The organism is Moorena sp. SIO3B2, from assembly GCF_010692525.1.
GTDB classification, from domain to species: Bacteria; Cyanobacteriota; Cyanobacteriia; order Cyanobacteriales; family Coleofasciculaceae; genus Moorena; species Moorena producens.
On sequence record NZ_JAAHHE010000146.1, the window covers coordinates 1 to 15,904 of the forward strand.

A 15,904-nucleotide genomic window follows, 5' to 3' on the forward strand; every position below is an offset into this window, starting at 1 on the left:
GCAGTCACTTCTACAAACCTATAATGTGTGAAGCAGCAGCAGCACCGAACCAATCTGCCACTTTAAGAAGGATAGGCTTAGCTTTGTCCCAGAGAGTTTTACCTGCATCAAGTTTTCTACTAGCTGTTTCGAGGGTTTCTGTCGCACTTTCGAGGTTGGCGAGTACGGTTTCTTTCTTCGGTTCTTCTTTTTCCATTGCTTTTTTTGAAGCACCGAGATACGTGGTTATTTCTTCTTTGGTATCTTCTGGCATTTCTGACTGTTGTACCAACTTACTTAGAGGTTGTCTGAGAAGTCTCATTTGCTACATTCAAGCCCCCTAAATCCCCCAATTTTGGGGGACTTTTACCAACAAATGGATTCTTGTTCCCCCCAGAATTGGGGGGCTAGGGGGGCAAAATTCAGTATCAAAAAACTTTTCAGATATCCTCTTAGTTCTGCTAATAACTCAGTCACCTGTTCTTTGGTTAGCGGTTCTTCGGTTGATGCAGTACCTTGACTTTGGGTTACTTGGTTGTTATCGCCAATAACGCCTTGGTTATTGTCAGCTTTAATGGTGCGGTTATTGTTACCTTGAACATTATTGATGTTGCCATCAACAGAACCACCAACGGAAAATCCACCGGGATTGTTTGTCATAATACCTACCTGTTCTACTTGTGTACTTGTATAATATTTAGGCTTTTTTAAAGCCGTATTTACCATAGTTTCTAAACTAATAATTCTGCTATCTTTTTCTGCCATTAAATCTTGAAATTGATTTTCTGCTAGAGCTTTAAGTTGATTATAAATTTCAAAATATTCTGCACTTAATTCTGATTTGTTAGCTTCCCGTGCAGTTTGAGCACGGAGTAAAAACTTATCTTCTCCCTTTACTTCCATTCCCGCAATGCTCAGTTCTGCCTCTGGATTTTTCTCTGCTAACTGCTTAAAGGAAATAGCGATCGCGCGGGGGTCAACGTCTTGATTGTGGTATAGGTCAAGGGTATCAACTATGGGTTTGATGAAATCACCAAATTCTCCATCCTTAAATACCTCATTCTTATTATCCGGTTTGCGCCAAGGTTCAGGATCTTCTTTGGTGGGTAATCGCATAAACACATACTCACACCTTACCCCATTAAATTTAGTTTGGTTGGTAATCCCCCAATCTTCAATAAATGCCCCTGTTAAGGTTGCGCCAGTAAAATCTGTTGCGTCTAGTTGGGTTTGGACTAATTTTGCCCTGGATAGGTCAACATCCTGCAAGTTGGCTTCACTGAGATCTGCCCCAATAAAGTTAGCACCTACAAGATTGGCTCTGGCTAAGTTGACTCCCCTTAGGTTACCGTGGTCAAAGTTTTTCTCTTTTCCTTCTCCTGTAACCACCAATTGTCGTACATCAGGATTTTTCAAGTAAGTCTCTCCGACTTTGGCTTGATCAAGTTTTCGGGTGTTATTAAAGCGAGTGCGAGTCAGATTTGCTACAAAATTTGTACTTTTGAGCACAGCTTGAGTAAAGTCGGCATCCGTTAAATCAGAACCCAGGAAGCTGGTGCCTCTGATAGCAGCAAAGGTAATAGCAATCGAACGAATAAAACAAATCTATTGTCTTCGCTTAAGGCTAGCCTAGTATTGTATCCACCCAATAAAGTCCCAACTAGGGCTAGATATACGGAAACAGCTATATATGAATCCTTAGGCTGGACAATAGGCTGGGCAGTATTCACATCTAACCCTACTTTGCATCCAGCCACAGTCCCAGCCATGTATGTAACCAAAGTCAAAACTGCGGCAGTAGGTTTAGTCAAAATTATAATCAAATTTAGGGATATAGCTAAGACAAAAGATAAAGCAATTGTCACTGCTGTAAAAACCCCAGCAACAGCCCCAGCTATAATCCCGTTAATCATATCCAAAACAGCAGTAATAGCTATAGTTGTTGCACCGACTACAGCACTAACTCCTAAAGCCCATACTAGATTTTGGAAGTGCGTAACAATCAGGAATACTCCGACTAGAACGAGGGATATCAAACTAGCACCAACAGTGTATTCATTACTTTTAACTGTAAAAACCAGAAAATCGACTGCAATAATACCAGAGAAAGCTGAGCCAAATGCGGCTATTGCTGATAATACCAATGAAAAACCTATTAGAATAAGTTTCCAGTGAAGTTGTAGTCCTGTCTTAACTTTACTGAAGTTTGTTCCTTTCAATTTAGCCTGTGTCAAATTTGTCCCTCGAATATCTGCACCACTAAAATTAGCCCCGGATAAATTTTTCCTCTTAAAAGACAAACCCCGGAGATTTGCACCCTGGAAATTCCTTTACCCATGGGCATATTTATTGACAATTTCACTGGCTTTCATTGCACCTCGGCGTTAATATATTAACTGCACATATATTTTGTTTGATACACATTTTGTTTAGATGATAAATATATTTATTCACTTTTTTTAAAACTTAAAAAAAATAAACATTAACTATAATAACTATTATTTTAACCAATAAAAATAACTTAAATTATGTATTGATTATTTTATGTTTATAACTATTAATAATATATTGTATAGTTTACAAAACATGTGTTATGTGGCTATAAATATTTATCACCTTCTCTTTAAAGATTTATGACTGGAGAGGGACATGCAAGCTGAAATCCTCACTAGGTAATAATTTCAGCCCATAAGTTACAAAAATATACATTCTGTTTTAGGCTGACATTGGACTATGTTATAAGGGTTTGAGCGTCCAGAAAATGAATCGAGGGTTAATTTGGGGCTGTATCTTCCATAAGCTCATTGGCATCAAAGCCTTATATACTGAGTTTTTTAGGGCTCATGTCACCCCCTCAGGTCACCGACACACGAGCCAGTTCTAATTCCAGGACTCGACCGTGTTCTGTTACCTGAATTCCGGCTACGGAATTACTTTCCATCACAGGCAACTGCATCCATGAAACTATTGCTTACAACTCTTGCGGTTATAGGCAATTTGTAGTGCCGATAATCCCCCTACAGGGAACTTCATCATCACAAGGTCAGAAAGACGCTCTAAGCGAACCCTATACTAAGTCTTGAATGCACTTCCAGTGACTGTCGAGAAGAATGCCTGGAATAGGGTTGGATTAGGGCATCATCAATCCCTTGTTTTTTTTTTAACTGAGTGGGCAGAAAGTTTCTCTAGCATTACGCCGTAGAGCATGACGGCAAACAGCGCCTGGTCTCGTGGCGGGTCAAGTTTTACCCCTTCGTTGAACAGGAGCTGGATTTCCTCTGTGGTTAAAATCTTTGCCTGGCCATGGCGGTCAATTTTCATACCCCACGCCTCAATACACCCATTTCGATCCATTGAACAGCTTGGGTGTGCCCTAGGTCAATTGCTTGGCTCTAGCTTCACCCAACTTGTTACTGCTCCAACCTATTAAGAATGTCATCAATCATGTCATCCCACGTTGAGCCACCAGTGCTTCTAATATCACCTGTACTTGCTCATGGGAAAAATGCTTAGCAAAATGCTCAGCATTATTAACCACGAAGCAATATGCTATATATATATATGTCTATGATTCAGGCGAGAGTTCGATAGTGAAAAACTCTTAACTTTCATCAAGTACTGGTGCTGGGTTGTGGGGTATATCAGGGGGATATCAGGGGATACCTGTGAGTCCTTCTCATCAAGTACTGGTCTTGTGTTACGAGGTAGATCAGGGGGGACATCAAGAGGTATTTGTGAATCTTTCTCATTAAATTCCGCTGGTGCAGTCACCTGTTCTACTTTTTGTTTGCTCTTTGGTGGTGGGGTAGGAGCCTTCGCGGATTCGTTACTCTCTAGTACTGGAGTAGGGGAAGGCTTGGGTAAGTCAGTTGTCTGTACACTCTTCGGATGAATGTGTCGTGGAATATCGTTATACGTAGTTATAAGGGTTTAAGCTTCCATAAAATGATCCGACTGTATCTTCTCTGAGATCATTGGCATCAAAGCCTTATCTAATAAGCTTTTCAGGGCTTATGTCACCCCCTCAGAACGTCATTCTTAGAAAAATATTCTGGTTTATGCATAATTATTCTAATCCTGAGTGATAGCTATTATAGATGGCGTTACTGAATCTGAGAGCCAATGAATGTATAATATCAAGTGGCATTTATTCAGTAATTAATTTATTAATTAACGACGTACACCCACAGAGGATTTGAAAATGAATTTATCTTATCAATACATTTCTCCTTCAGAAACTGACGCTTTGTTTTCCAAAAAAGTTAGTCAATTAATTCAAGATTCATTGGAAAAAGAATGTCCAGAGTTAGAACAAGAAAAAATCAAAAAAATATCCGAAAAAGCGTCAAAAAGTATCTCAAAAAAATTACATCAATCAATTCAAGCTATAATTTTTGATAAAGTGGAATTAAATAAATCACAAAGAGTGGGATGGTTATAGAATAAAATTTATCGTCACAATCCCCATTGCACTGCGAAAAAAAATATAACAGTATTAACCTTAATAAAATATGGAATTATTTCAACATATCAAAAATCATGAGCTAGTTATGTTCTTTAATGATTCAGAATGTAACCTTAAGGCAATAATTGCCATACATAACACAACCCTTGGTACTGCTATGGGAGCAACACGTCTATTCCCTTATAAAAGCGAGGAAGATGCTCTAAAAGATGTTTTACGTTTAAGCTACGGTATGACTTACAAAGCCGCTTGTGCCGATCTTAATGCAGGTGGTGGAAAAGCAGTGATTATTGCTGATCCAAAAGATAAAACACCTGAGTTGCTCAAAGCCTATGGTCGCTGTATCAACAGTCTGAAAGGACGCTTTATTACGGGTCAAGATGTTAACATTTCCGTTGAAGATGTTAATCAAATACGCACTGAAACTCATTATGTAGTCGGAGTTTCACAAGCTAATCCTACTCAGGCAACAGCAATAGGAGTTCTCGAAGGAATGAAAGCCTCGGTGGATTTTTTATGGCCTGGGAGAAAGATGAAAGGTCTAAAAGTCGCGGTACAGGGAGTGGGCAATGTCGGAAAAATTTTATGTGAATACTTAAACAAAGAAAGAGTTGAACTCTTTGTTAGTGATAATAAAATAGAGAGAGCAGAGGAAATGAAATATAAATATGGAGCAACCATCGTTTCTCCGAGTGAAATTTTTGATATTGATGTTGATATTTTTTCTCCCTGTGCTTTAGGAGGAATTTTAAATAGTTCAGTAATTCATCGACTGAAAGCATCCATTATTGCAGGTTCAGCTAACAATCAGCTAGAAAATTATCAAACAGATAGTAAACTTCTGGAGTCTAAAGGAATTCTTTATTGTCCTGATTATGTCATTAATGCCGGGGGATTAATTGATGTATATTATGAAAGAATTGGTTATGACGAACAAAAAGCTTTTTATAAAATTCATCAGATTTACACAACTTTGATGGAGATTTTTACCCGGGCTAAAGCTGAACAAAAGACCACATTAGAAATAGCAAAGTCTATAGCTGATGAAAAGATTTTTAAAGCTAAAAAATCAACCGAAAGAAATTTTAACAGATACTCTAACAAAAAATAAAAAATTGATGCATCAATTCTAAATAATCTTGATTTCAGGATATGACTGAGGAAAGAATCTGGTTTGGGGGATTCATAAATTCAGCGCGATTGCGCTGAAGAAAAAAAACCGTGAGAAGTCATAAAAATAACCAAGTGATACGCAAAAATCTGTCGTCCAAGGAATTTGTGCTATGAAAGAAAGTATTCCCTCTTCGTCGTGCTTAGTAGCTCAAGCAGTGGTCAAAATGTTAGAAAATTTAGGTGTTCGCTATGCATTTGGCATTGCGGGGGGAGCAATAGGCGCGTTTTGGGCATCACTACAGTATAGTTCTATTAAGCTGCTAAACTTTCGTCATGAAAGTGGTGCTGTCTTTGCTGCTATTGAGTCCTATTTAGCTAGTAATAATCCCGTTGTCGTTTTTACGACCACAGGGCCTGGTATAACTAATGCACTAACTGGAATCATGGCTGCGCGATGGGAAGGGGCTAAAGTAATCCTGGTATCACCTTCCACATCGTCATCACAGCGAGGCAGGTGGGCTTTTCAAGAAACGAGTGCTTATACCTTTCCTCAATCAGATCTATTCACATCAGGAAAACTTTTTGATTTTGCAGCGACCCTTGAAACCCCGTCTGAACTTCTAGAAGTTTCTCGACGACTTGCGCTAGGTCTAACCCATCGAGGAGGCTTTGTTGCCCATATCAGTATTCCTACAACTATCCAGACTACTTCAATAGAAATTCCAAATCTTCCATCTTTAAAAAATCTTAATCAGCCCCCGGTGACTGTTAGTAACGAAACCATTGATAAATGTGCCCAATTGCTATTGGAAGGATCATTTGCTATTTGGATTGGCTATGGATCTCGCCATGCTGCCGAGGCTATTCGTATACTTGCCGAACGAACAGGAGCAGCCGTCATGTCTTCTCCTCGTGGTAAAGGCATATTTCCAGAAAATCATTCTCAATTTGTTGGTGTCACTGGCTTTGGTGGGCATGATTCTGTTTTTGATTATCTGAAACAACAATGTCCTTTGCGAACACTTGTTTTAGGAACGCGGTTAGGTGAGTTTACCTCGTTCTGGAATCCAATGTTAATACCCTCAAAAGGATTTATACATGTTGATATCAACCCTGATGTGCCAGGAACTGCTTATCCTGATGTGGAAACATTAGCAATACAGTCTGACATCAGGACATTTGTCAAGACTCTGTTGAAGTACATTCCCCAACATTCAAATAAAGAAAAAACAATTACCCTACCTAATCCTAAACAGAATATCCTTGAACCAAATGTCAACAGTCCCGTGCGACCTGAGGTTCTCATGGAAATAATTCAGCAGGTAATTGTGGAAGGAAGTCAAGCAATAGTAATGACCGAAGCTGGTAATTCCTTTGCTTGGGGAACCCATATTTTACGCTTTTCCCAACCGGGTCGTTATCGAGTTAGCACCGGATTTGGCTCAATGGGTCATGGGACTACAGGAGTTTTGGGAGCAGCATTGGCATTACAAAATAAATCCGTTGCTATTGTTGGGGATGGTGCAATGTTGATGAACAATGAAGTTAGTACAGCCGTTCGTTACAATATTCCAGCGGTTTGGATTGTACTCAATGACGGACGCTACAATATGGTTGACCAAGGAGCAAAGTTCCTAGGAATAATGGACATGGATGTAGAAATACCCCCTACAGACTTTGCTTTAATGGCTCGTTCTATGGGAGCTGACAGCATTCGTGTTGAACAAGAAGCCAATATTAAAGTAGCATTGGAGAAAGCAATGAGTTCTTCTCTTCCTTTCGTTGTTGATGTCGTTATTGATCCAACTTGCTTGGCACCTTCTGGTTCTCGTAATCAAAGTTTAAATTCGCAGGGTGTTCAAGGTTTTAAGTTTTAATTAGGAGTTTAATTATGGAAAAAAACACCTTTCCCATATCTACTTATATTGCGACATCATTGGATACGGCTTTTGAGTATCTTTGTCGCTTGGAAAATTTGAATGAATGGACTCTCTTTAGCCGTATGTTAGAGAAGATAGATGAGAATACTTGGTTGGGAACAGCATCTTGTTACCAAAATAAGCTCTACTATCATTTGAGGAAGATTAACACTCCCCTTTTCCGTGGGATCGAGTGGCACTGTGGTATTGAATACGAAAACTATTTTCAAGTTTATCCTGTTCTTTTGTTTCCCCCAAGCTATTTAGAACCTAACTCTGATGAGGAAGGAGTCTACTTTCACTGGGTTAGCTTTGTCGATCCAAATCGACGTACTGGGATGATGAAGCAAGCTATTGGACTTGTTCACACTTCCGAGTGTCGTTCTCTCAAAGGGAATTTGGAACGAAATGCAGGTCATACCTCATCTGTGAAAGGACGCTATACTCTTGATACGGACACAATTTACATTGATGCTCCTATTGAATTAGGTGTGGAATATTTAACAGATGTTAAAAATATAGGAGAATGGGCACATCTTCTAAATCCTAGTAATGAGATGACTTCTCAGTCTGGACAATTTATCGATGAATATGGTCAGACAGTTCAGGTAACTATTCAGGTACATGATCTCAACAATTACTATCTTCTTGAACAAGACTTTTTCTATCCCGATTTTGAATTTATACAGCGCTGTCCTACTCTTCTTATTCCTTGCTCATATGCTTTCGGTGATCCATCAGCTAGCGGTTTTATTCAGCACAGAATTACATTTTGGAAAGTTGGCGAAGTTCCAACACATGGTAAACTTCAGATTGAAGATTATGAAGCTGAAAGCATTAATATTAAGCGCTTGCTTGAAGCTCAGGCTGGTAATAAAGAAACCTTTGCTCGTGGTATGAGCTATCTTCCTCGTTCCTAGCTCACGACAAGACGTAGATCGAAGCTTTGTGCAACGGAGTGCGACCTTGTAAATTTTGTAAACTTCAACCTTTTTAAACTCTTTATTGAGAAAAATACAAATAGTTACTTTGCCGAGATTGATATTTCGGCAAAGTCTTCTGGAATTAGGCTTAATGCTAGAGAAGCTGTCACGAAGTGCGAACGCTGTTTTCCCTTGACCCAAATTAGTTTTTAGATTTGTTACTATGTGTTTTTTTCATCATAGTTAAAGAAGCTAAAACTAATACTGTAGCCAAGGTAGTAGAAGGTTCTGGAACAGACTGTTGTACGTTATCAATCCGAAGAACTTCTCCTTCCGATGGCAAAAAACCTTTATTGGAGACATAGAGATTATCTTCAGAATCTATCGTTATGGCAGTAGGGAAAAGAAGTCCCTCACTAGCAATAGTTGTACGCTTTCCATCAGGAGTTATTTTGATGATAGAACCTGGTGCTGGTGGATTTTTCCAGGCTGATTCAGTAGAATATTCTAAAACATATAGATTATTTTGAGAATCAAAAGCTATATCAATCAGATTCGTAAAGCCATCAGCAAAAAATATTGGTTCGTTATCTAGTCCAAGTGTATAAATACGAGCCTCACCTTCTGGATAAGGAAATCCCGTGAAGTCAACCACATATATGGTTCCATCTGGACTAATTGCAATTCCTGTAGGAACTGATTGCAATGAAATCTCAGGTGGTCCATCAGGAAAAGGAAAAATTGGATTTTCAAAAGGGCGACTTTCAAATACAGTATTTGTGGTCAAATTACTACCATCAAGTCCTACGCTAAGTATATCGTTTGCCCCGGAGTCGATGATTAAAGCATTTCCATTGTCAATAACAAAAGAAAAAGGGTTACTTACTAAATCACCTTGATCTGGATTATTTTCCTCTTCATACTTAGCCAAATCTGCCGTTCTAGTCCATGAATTTGTGTCAAAGTCAAGAGTAAGTAAGTGTCCAAAGTCAAGAATATTGACTACTGTATCCCGTAAGGTAGGATCACCAGCAAAACCATTGATTACATAAGCATTGCCATCCAGATCAAATGCGATATCCTGGGGACCAGTAGCTTCAACTCCATCAGGAAGTGCTAAGGATGGGAGTCCAGTAATAACCCGTTGTTGTATTCCATTCTCAATCTTGGTAACTGCACCTGTTGGACCATAACAGATTTCAGCACCTTGCACACTTGGTGATGGAACACATGCACCATCTCCTCCCGTACCAGCCTCTGTAACATATAGAGCCCCATCTGGCCCTACGGTAAGATCTCGTGGATTATCAAGACCACTAGCAACCAAATTGAGTGTAACAGCTTCTGCTGTTGTTGTACCAGAAATAAAAGCAAAACACAAAGTTAGTAGTTTTAGGGGAAAGTTCTTTAGTGTTCTGTTTGCTCCAGTTGTTGATGCATGATTGTTGAAAATGTTTCTATTCATATTAAGTAAGATTAAATAACTTGATTTTTAGGGTATTGGTGAATACTTTATTGACCTCTCCTAGCTAGAAACAGGGAGATTATTGGAAACATTTGACGTTGCTGATTTGAAGTATAAAATTGATTAGTTGAATAAGCAAAAGCCTTGTATAGACCTTGCGCTGCAAAGTCTCAAAATCTAAATTTATACCCTGATTCAGTAACGCCAGACATTTTGGCATCGCTATCATTTCAGAAGCACTTCGGCTTCTGGTTCAGATTCCAGCCCTAGACCCGTTCGCCTTTTCAGGCAGATTTAAATCTGGCAGGCGCATACTTTCCCACCGTTCACGAGTAGGCTTTATAGTTTTGTACTGACTATTTCTTTGTCAGTATTTCAAACTTATCAAAAACCGGAATATAAATATAGGGAGTTCGAAATCATCATCAAATCTTTACAAACTTACGACTGTTTGCATAATTATGAGGTACCTGGGGAGACATGCAAGCCTGGTTGACTGACAAAAGTTGAGCGCGATTTCACGACCCCCTTACCAGGGAGGGGCCAATGGGCATTGACATCTGGTTGGGGTCGCGGTGCATTCTCAGGAGAGAAACCACTCACATCCCAAAAATGCTGTGAAAATAAACTCCCGCCTCTACAATGCCTTGAAGACAAAGATTGGTCAACCCTCTGACTGGGCGCATCTGAGTCATCTGACCACCTGTTTATGGATGGTGGTTGGTCTACTCCAGATAGGAGACGAAACCTTAGAATAGTGGAGCCTTTATAGGGGACTGGCTATGAGAAAAAGGGTTAAAACTTATTAAATAAGGCTCCACTATTCTTACGGTAACTTCCTCGGAAGTTAATTTGACCCGTTGGATTCCCCACATACCCTGTCGTGGTCACTATGCTCAAAGGAATTGGGTGGAAGTTTTCTATCGAGAAGCCAAAGGATGGTTAGGGCTTAAAGAATATCAAGTCAGAGATGCTCGCAGCTTGCTGAGACATTTCATGCTTGTGTTTTGTGTCTATACATTTATTTTATCGCACACCTTAACTGGAGGCTTAAGAAGACGTTGGGCTAACAAACCTTTAAAAACCTTTCCTGAGGCATTAGAGGCGTTTCGGACAGCGATGTCTTTCCGTTTTGTGGAGTGGCTTACTCAAAATCGGAACCTATTCTTCTGTTACAAAGCTGCTTTGGGCTTTATTTGGGCTTGATATCTGTTTAAGTCCCATTTTGGGAATTACGTTTTATCGGGAATTATGCCTTTAATTGGCAAAATTTTTTAGGTACGCTCTTCTTCGTCGAATTAAATTCGCCACAGGTCGCACCTGTTGATGCGCCTTATTGACTTGCTTTTGTCACGTAAACGCTCAATCATTGAAATAATTAACGACCAACTGAAGAATATTTCTAAGATAGAACATTCTAGACATCGAAGTCCTGTTAATTTTTGCGTTAATGTTCTGTGTAGATTAATCGCTTATTGCCATCAACCTAAGAAGCCCAGTCCATAGATCGACTGGACTTTAGCCCAATTTGCACGGGTCCGAACTCAGGTTATGTTAATTAGTCGGGAGATAATAATAAAGCTACAGTATAATTTGATGTCAGTTTGGGTGAAATACTTGCGCGCCACTTCCTTGTGAGAAGATGGGCGAGACTGCCCGAATCACCGTTCAATTACGTTTGGTAGGTAAGGAATAGCCTCATGACAAGTCCCCAGGTGATCTGTGCTGGTGAAATGCTATTTGACCGTTTGTCTAATCAGCCAGGAAAACCCCTAGAAAAGGTGGAGTCTTGGACAGACTATCCCGGTGGCGCACCAGCGAATACTGCTTGTGCTTTAGTAAAGCTGGGTATACCCACTGCATTTATCGGTTGTATTGGTCAAGATCAGCCAGGAGACATACTGGTAGAGTTGTTAAAGGACATTGGTGTCGATGGTACGGGAGTACAGCGTCATGGTACAGCTCCCACACGGATCGTCTATGTGGTGCGAGATGCGTCAGGCGATCGCAGTTTTGCTGGATTTGGTGATATCGATACCACAGAATTCGCTGATACACGACTTCAAGCCGATCACTTGCCTACTGAACTATTTAAGGAAGCTAAGTTTTTGGTATTGGGGACTCTGGAATTAGCCTATCCCGACAGTAAGGCAGCAATTAACCAAGCAGTTAAGTTAGCACAACAACACCAGGTCTCTATATTTATAGATGTGAACTGGCGACCGGTCTTTTGGAATGATGCCAACACAGCCATTGAAATTATTCAAGACATGATCCAGCAAGCAGACTTCCTGAAACTGACTGATGAGGAGGGAGAGTTTTTGTTTGGCACTGCTGATCCAAAAGCGATCGCACAACGGCTGGATAAGGTCAAAGGGGTATTAGTCACAGCCGGGGAACGAGGCTGCGCCTACTATCTGGGAGGAAACGAAGGGAAGTTACCAGCATTTTCTGTAGCAGTGCAGGATACAACCGGTGCCGGAGATGGCTTTACTGGTGGCATTATTTATCAACTTTGCCACCGTGACCGGTCTAGTCTGAGTGATCCAACCGTTGCCAAAGATGTGGTTACCTATGCCAGTGCAGTAGGCGCACTGACCACTCTCAAGCCTGGTGCGATCGCAGCTCAACCTACATTAGCTGAGGTGGAAGCATTTCTCTCTAGTTAGGGCTTGCTGAAAAAGTTTTGGTGAGGAGAGGCAATAGGCAATAGGCAATAGGCAATAGGTAAAAAATTATGTGTACCTCATAGCTATGATAAAAGCTCGCTATAGTTAGTTTTTGTACACTGAAGTTACCCTCTCCACACTTGCCACACTCTTCACCCGACTCCCGACTCCCGACTCCCGACTCCCGACTCCCGACTCCCGACTCCCGACTCCCGACTCCCTACTCCCGACTCCCTACTCCCTACTTCCTAAAACATGGATAATTCCAACTACTATTCCAACTACTATAGTTACCTTGGGCAGGATAAGGAACCAACTCCACAATACCCTTGTGATTAATTATCCATCCTTGGGCTTCAATGATAGGTGATTTCTTTTTAGTCATTGGTTGTGCCTGATCTGGGCTGTTATACCCTAATTTCCTTCTCCTCCAACTCCGGCTTCTTCTCCTATTGCTTAATTGTGTACTGCTTTGATCAACCATCAGCCGCAAATCCGGTACCACCACTTGACCCCGCAACACCCCAGCTGGGTTAGCGGGGATTCCTCCTTTTCCGGTAACTAAAAAACTATTCCCGCTGTTTGCTGCACAATCGGTGATGATTTGATTGCTGGTATCCACTACATCTACAGGTAGCTTGTCTAAGGCTTGGGCGGGGTTTACTTCTGGAGTATTTAGAGTAACACTGCCATCAATACCAAGTTGGGAGGAAGCGGTAATCTTACTACTGCGATCGCTAAAAATTCCAATGGCCGAAATCGTGATATTTCCCCCACGGCCTAAAATGGCATTGGCACTGATTTTACTACCCTTTGATGTCAGTAAAAAGTCAGTAGTAATAGTAATATTGCCACCAGTAGCAGTATCCCTGGCATTAGTCGTTATCTCACTGTTGTTCCGTAATACAATGAGTTTCGCATTAGAGAGGGTAATATTCCCTTGGTCTCCAGCAGAGGTTTTAGCATTGAGGAAACCATTGTCGAGTTGGATGGTATCAGCAGAGATGTCCAAAGTTCCAGCAACACCGGTACCTGTACTGCTGACCGTTACCAATGCGCGATCGCTAGCGCTAAATGTCTTGGTATTCAGGTTAAGGGAACCCGCTTTGCCTGTTTGGGTTGCCTGAGATGCGATCGCACTAGCTGGCCCATCTGGGTCAATCCTGTTTCGTCCAACTCTCGCTAATCGCTTGTTGTAGGTAGGGTCAATACCAGAGAGAGTGATGTTTTCAGAAGCATTGATAGTAATATAGCAGTCGCCAGGGCAGTTAGGACATCGACATTAGTCTCACACCCTTTGTAAGCGCAAGAGTTTGACTTCTGACTTCTGACTTCTGACTTTTGACTTCTGCTATACTACCGGCATCACCACCCTTGAAGCTAGAGGTAAAAATCTGAGCACCATTGGTTAATGCTAGGGTGTCCACATCTAAGCTAATTTCACCAGCTGAAGCATCACTCTGACTTTTAGCAGTGATCACTGCCCCATTATCCAGACTGAGGGTCGGAGTTTGAATGAAAATTTCACCACCAACCTAAACAGTCCTATCGGGAATTATAAAAACAACATAAACTCTTGCGAGAAGCTCACCAGCAATTAGAAAAAACCAATACGTCCTATAGCCGATTTGTTCCCTTTGAATATCTTAACTTTCTTAAAAAAGAAACTATTCTTGATGTAGAGCTGGGGAATCACGTCAGTAAAGAAATGGCGATCATGTTCTCAGATATTCGCTCTTTCACTACCCTTTCAGAAACCATGAACCCCAAGGAAAACTTCGACTTTGTTAATGCTTACCTCAAGGGTGTTATAGCGGTTTTTAATCTAGTAAGGTACAATTTTTTTGGTTTTAGGGAGCAGGGACTGAGGCCGTAGGCCACGCGGGGCGCGTTCGGAGCAGGGACTTCGGAAGAGGGAACAGGGAACAGGGAACAGGGAACAGGGAAGAGGTAAAAAAATATGTGTACCTCATGAGGATAAAAAGCGCTATATAATTTTTTCTGCAAAAGCTAGATGCACCCAAACTTGGAAACCCAGCTGTAAAATCAATTCCAACAACCCTGTCAAATCCCAAAGAGCGATTGAAGGCGTTGGCGAATCTGATTGGTACCAGTCTGTTTTTCCTCTGTTCCACCTACCTTTATTCCTAATTGCTCTAGGGTCTCCTTACGTGTGAATAATTCTTCGGAAATTTGGTCAGCTAAATCTTTGTGCTTTGCTAAAAGACTCTTTAAATTTTCCCGGTCTACCACAAACAGAATCGTGTCTTCTAGGGCGCGAAGGGTAGCCGTACGGGGGGTACCCATAAGCAAAGACATCTCTCCAATAAATTCCCCTGGCTTGCGGGTAGCAACCCGTTTTCCAATTGATTCCACAAAAACTTCAACTAAGCCAGATAGAATAATATAAAATGAATCCCCTGGGTCGTTTTCTTCACAGATTATATCCCCTGCTTTGAGCATTTGACGATATCCTTGCTGAATTATATGTCGCAGCTCGCTATCGCTACACTTTTCAAAGAAACTCACCTTGCGCAAGAGATCCCGTAGGGTCAATTTTCCTCTAGAGTTAGTTTTTACTTTATTTTTTCTAGCAGTGGCTACAGCGTTTTGAGAGAGGGGTTCTTCATGAGATAATGAGCCGTTAGCAGCGGCAGTTTGTTGAGGTTTTTGTAGCAGAAATTCTAAGTCCTTCAGATTTCGGATATACAGGTCTCTCTGAGGCTCGGCGTGCTCGATTCCCTGTTCGCGAAGTTCCTCCTCAATCAGATAATACAAACTACTCTGAATTGATTCCATATTGGGTGGATTGTCGATCCATACTAAGAGTTCAAAATCCATGCCGTCTCCAAACCCTTTAAAATATACTTCAGGAGCAGGAGATGGTAAAACTTCTGGTTCTTTGCGAGCCGCTTCTAACAGTACCTCTGTCACGATGACTGGATCGCTTTCATCGGGAACGTCAACAGGAATTCTGATCCGAGCTCTGGGATCTTGATAACTCCAGTTAACCACATTGTTTTCCAGGAAACTAGTATTTGGAACAATAACAAACACCCCATCATTGGTGCGGATAGTGGTGGAACGAATCGAGATTTTTTCTACAGTTCCTGACAGGTCATCAACTTTGACATAGTCTCCCACCTTAATTGGTTTTTCAAACAGAATTGCCAGACCACTGATAAAGTTGGCGGTTAAATTCTGAAGTCCGAAGCCTAAACCAATACCCATTGCCCCTGCAAAGACAGTCAGGGAACTGAGGTTAATCCCAGCCGTTTGCAGAACAATCAAAAATCCTAAGACAGTTAGAACATAGCCGATCAGGGAGGACAATGCTTCGCGAGTCCCACGATCTAACCCGAAGCGAGTTA

At 41.0% G+C, this 15,904-nt stretch carries 15 protein-coding genes and 4 pseudogenes; 11 read left to right on the forward strand and 8 right to left on the reverse strand.

The features are described from left to right. Nucleotides 1-10 precede the first annotated feature (10 nt). Entirely contained in the window at nucleotides 11-301 is a 291-nt protein-coding gene (locus F6K38_RS24155; RefSeq protein WP_287357662.1) for a hypothetical protein, read from the reverse strand. A 44-nt stretch (nucleotides 302-345) separates the two neighbouring features. Further along, entirely contained in the window at nucleotides 346-1,584 is a 1,239-nt protein-coding gene (locus F6K38_RS24160) for a pentapeptide repeat-containing protein (RefSeq protein WP_353737216.1), read from the reverse strand. A gap of 3 nt (nucleotides 1,585-1,587) precedes the next feature. Between F6K38_RS24160 and F6K38_RS24165 the strand changes: the two genes are divergently transcribed. Beyond that, nucleotides 1,588-2,154: a hypothetical protein gene (locus tag F6K38_RS24165; protein WP_287253439.1), complete on the forward strand. Its 567-nt coding sequence runs from the start codon at nucleotides 1,588-1,590 to the stop codon at nucleotides 2,152-2,154. Between the two features lie 789 nt (nucleotides 2,155-2,943). Here F6K38_RS24165 and F6K38_RS44365 read toward each other — a convergent pair. Next, nucleotides 2,944-3,164: pseudogene (locus tag F6K38_RS44365) on the reverse strand (hypothetical protein); the annotation flags it as partial. A 13-nt stretch (nucleotides 3,165-3,177) separates the two neighbouring features. Further along, nucleotides 3,178-3,300, reverse strand: a pseudogene (locus F6K38_RS44370) (site-specific integrase); the annotation flags it as partial. Between the two features lie 880 nt (nucleotides 3,301-4,180). Between F6K38_RS44370 and F6K38_RS24175 the strand changes: the two are divergent. The 4 genes from F6K38_RS24175 to scyC all read left to right on the forward strand — a co-directional run bounded on the left by F6K38_RS24175 (nucleotide 4,181) and on the right by scyC (nucleotide 8,396). Further along, nucleotides 4,181-4,420: a hypothetical protein gene (locus F6K38_RS24175; RefSeq protein ID WP_287357669.1), complete on the forward strand. Its 240-nt coding sequence runs from the start codon at nucleotides 4,181-4,183 to the stop codon at nucleotides 4,418-4,420. 70 nt (nucleotides 4,421-4,490) lie between these two features. Further along, nucleotides 4,491-5,555: a Glu/Leu/Phe/Val dehydrogenase dimerization domain-containing protein gene (locus F6K38_RS24180; RefSeq protein WP_287357672.1), complete on the forward strand. Its 1,065-nt coding sequence runs from the start codon at nucleotides 4,491-4,493 to the stop codon at nucleotides 5,553-5,555. 172 nt (nucleotides 5,556-5,727) lie between these two features. Next, nucleotides 5,728-7,434 carry a thiamine pyrophosphate-dependent enzyme gene (locus tag F6K38_RS24185; RefSeq protein ID WP_287357675.1) on the forward strand — a complete coding sequence of 569 codons (1,707 nt, stop codon included), beginning with the start codon at nucleotides 5,728-5,730 and terminating at the stop codon, nucleotides 7,432-7,434. Nucleotides 7,435-7,448: 14 nt separating this feature from the next. After that, on the forward strand, nucleotides 7,449-8,396 hold the full coding sequence (gene scyC, locus F6K38_RS24190) for a scytonemin biosynthesis cyclase/decarboxylase ScyC (protein ID WP_287357677.1): 948 nt from the start codon (nucleotides 7,449-7,451) through the stop codon (nucleotides 8,394-8,396). A gap of 205 nt (nucleotides 8,397-8,601) precedes the next feature. Here the strand turns inward: scyC and F6K38_RS24195 are convergent, their stop codons facing one another. Further along, on the reverse strand, nucleotides 8,602-9,864 hold the full coding sequence (locus tag F6K38_RS24195) for a ScyD/ScyE family protein (protein WP_287357681.1): 1,263 nt from the start codon (nucleotides 9,862-9,864) through the stop codon (nucleotides 8,602-8,604). Between the two features lie 617 nt (nucleotides 9,865-10,481). Between F6K38_RS24195 and F6K38_RS24200 the strand changes: the two genes are divergently transcribed. The 5 genes and pseudogenes from F6K38_RS24200 (at nucleotide 10,482) to F6K38_RS24220 (ending at nucleotide 12,796) form a co-directional block, all read left to right on the forward strand. Then, a complete protein-coding gene (locus F6K38_RS24200; RefSeq protein WP_154659722.1) occupies nucleotides 10,482-10,622 on the forward strand; it encodes a hypothetical protein in 141 nt (46 codons plus the stop codon). Nucleotides 10,623-10,755: 133 nt separating this feature from the next. Then, nucleotides 10,756-11,070: pseudogene (locus F6K38_RS24205) on the forward strand (IS701 family transposase); the annotation flags it as partial. Between the two features lie 117 nt (nucleotides 11,071-11,187). After that, a pseudogene (locus tag F6K38_RS24210) lies at nucleotides 11,188-11,370 on the forward strand (transposase); the annotation flags it as partial. A 194-nt stretch (nucleotides 11,371-11,564) separates the two neighbouring features. Then, nucleotides 11,565-12,533, forward strand: a complete 969-nt coding sequence (locus F6K38_RS24215; protein WP_287357684.1) for a carbohydrate kinase family protein — start codon at nucleotides 11,565-11,567, stop codon at nucleotides 12,531-12,533. A 140-nt stretch (nucleotides 12,534-12,673) separates the two neighbouring features. Then, complete coding sequence (locus F6K38_RS24220) at nucleotides 12,674-12,796, forward strand: hypothetical protein (protein WP_287357687.1); 123 nt, start codon at nucleotides 12,674-12,676, stop codon at nucleotides 12,794-12,796. Here the strand turns inward: F6K38_RS24220 and F6K38_RS24225 are convergent. Both F6K38_RS24225 and F6K38_RS24230 read right to left on the reverse strand, forming a co-directional pair. Beyond that, a complete protein-coding gene (locus F6K38_RS24225) occupies nucleotides 12,775-13,587 on the reverse strand; it encodes a hypothetical protein (protein ID WP_287357690.1) in 813 nt (270 codons plus the stop codon). The two genes, F6K38_RS24220 and F6K38_RS24225, sit on opposite strands and share 22 nt — an antisense overlap. Before the next feature lie 214 nt (nucleotides 13,588-13,801). After that, the gene (locus tag F6K38_RS24230; RefSeq protein WP_287357692.1) at nucleotides 13,802-14,014 is read right to left on the reverse strand and encodes a hypothetical protein; all 213 of its coding nucleotides are present in this window, start codon (nucleotides 14,012-14,014) and stop codon (nucleotides 13,802-13,804) included. Between the two features lie 95 nt (nucleotides 14,015-14,109). Here F6K38_RS24230 and F6K38_RS24235 point away from each other — a divergent pair, with 95 nt between their 5' ends. Continuing rightward, nucleotides 14,110-14,409 (forward strand): adenylate cyclase, encoded by a 300-nt coding sequence (locus F6K38_RS24235; protein WP_008187535.1) that lies wholly within the window; start codon nucleotides 14,110-14,112, stop codon nucleotides 14,407-14,409. 188 nt (nucleotides 14,410-14,597) lie between these two features. Here F6K38_RS24235 and F6K38_RS24240 read toward each other — a convergent pair. After that, nucleotides 14,598-15,904 (reverse strand): mechanosensitive ion channel domain-containing protein (locus tag F6K38_RS24240; protein ID WP_287357695.1); only part of this gene is annotated, 1,307 nt, incomplete at its 5' end.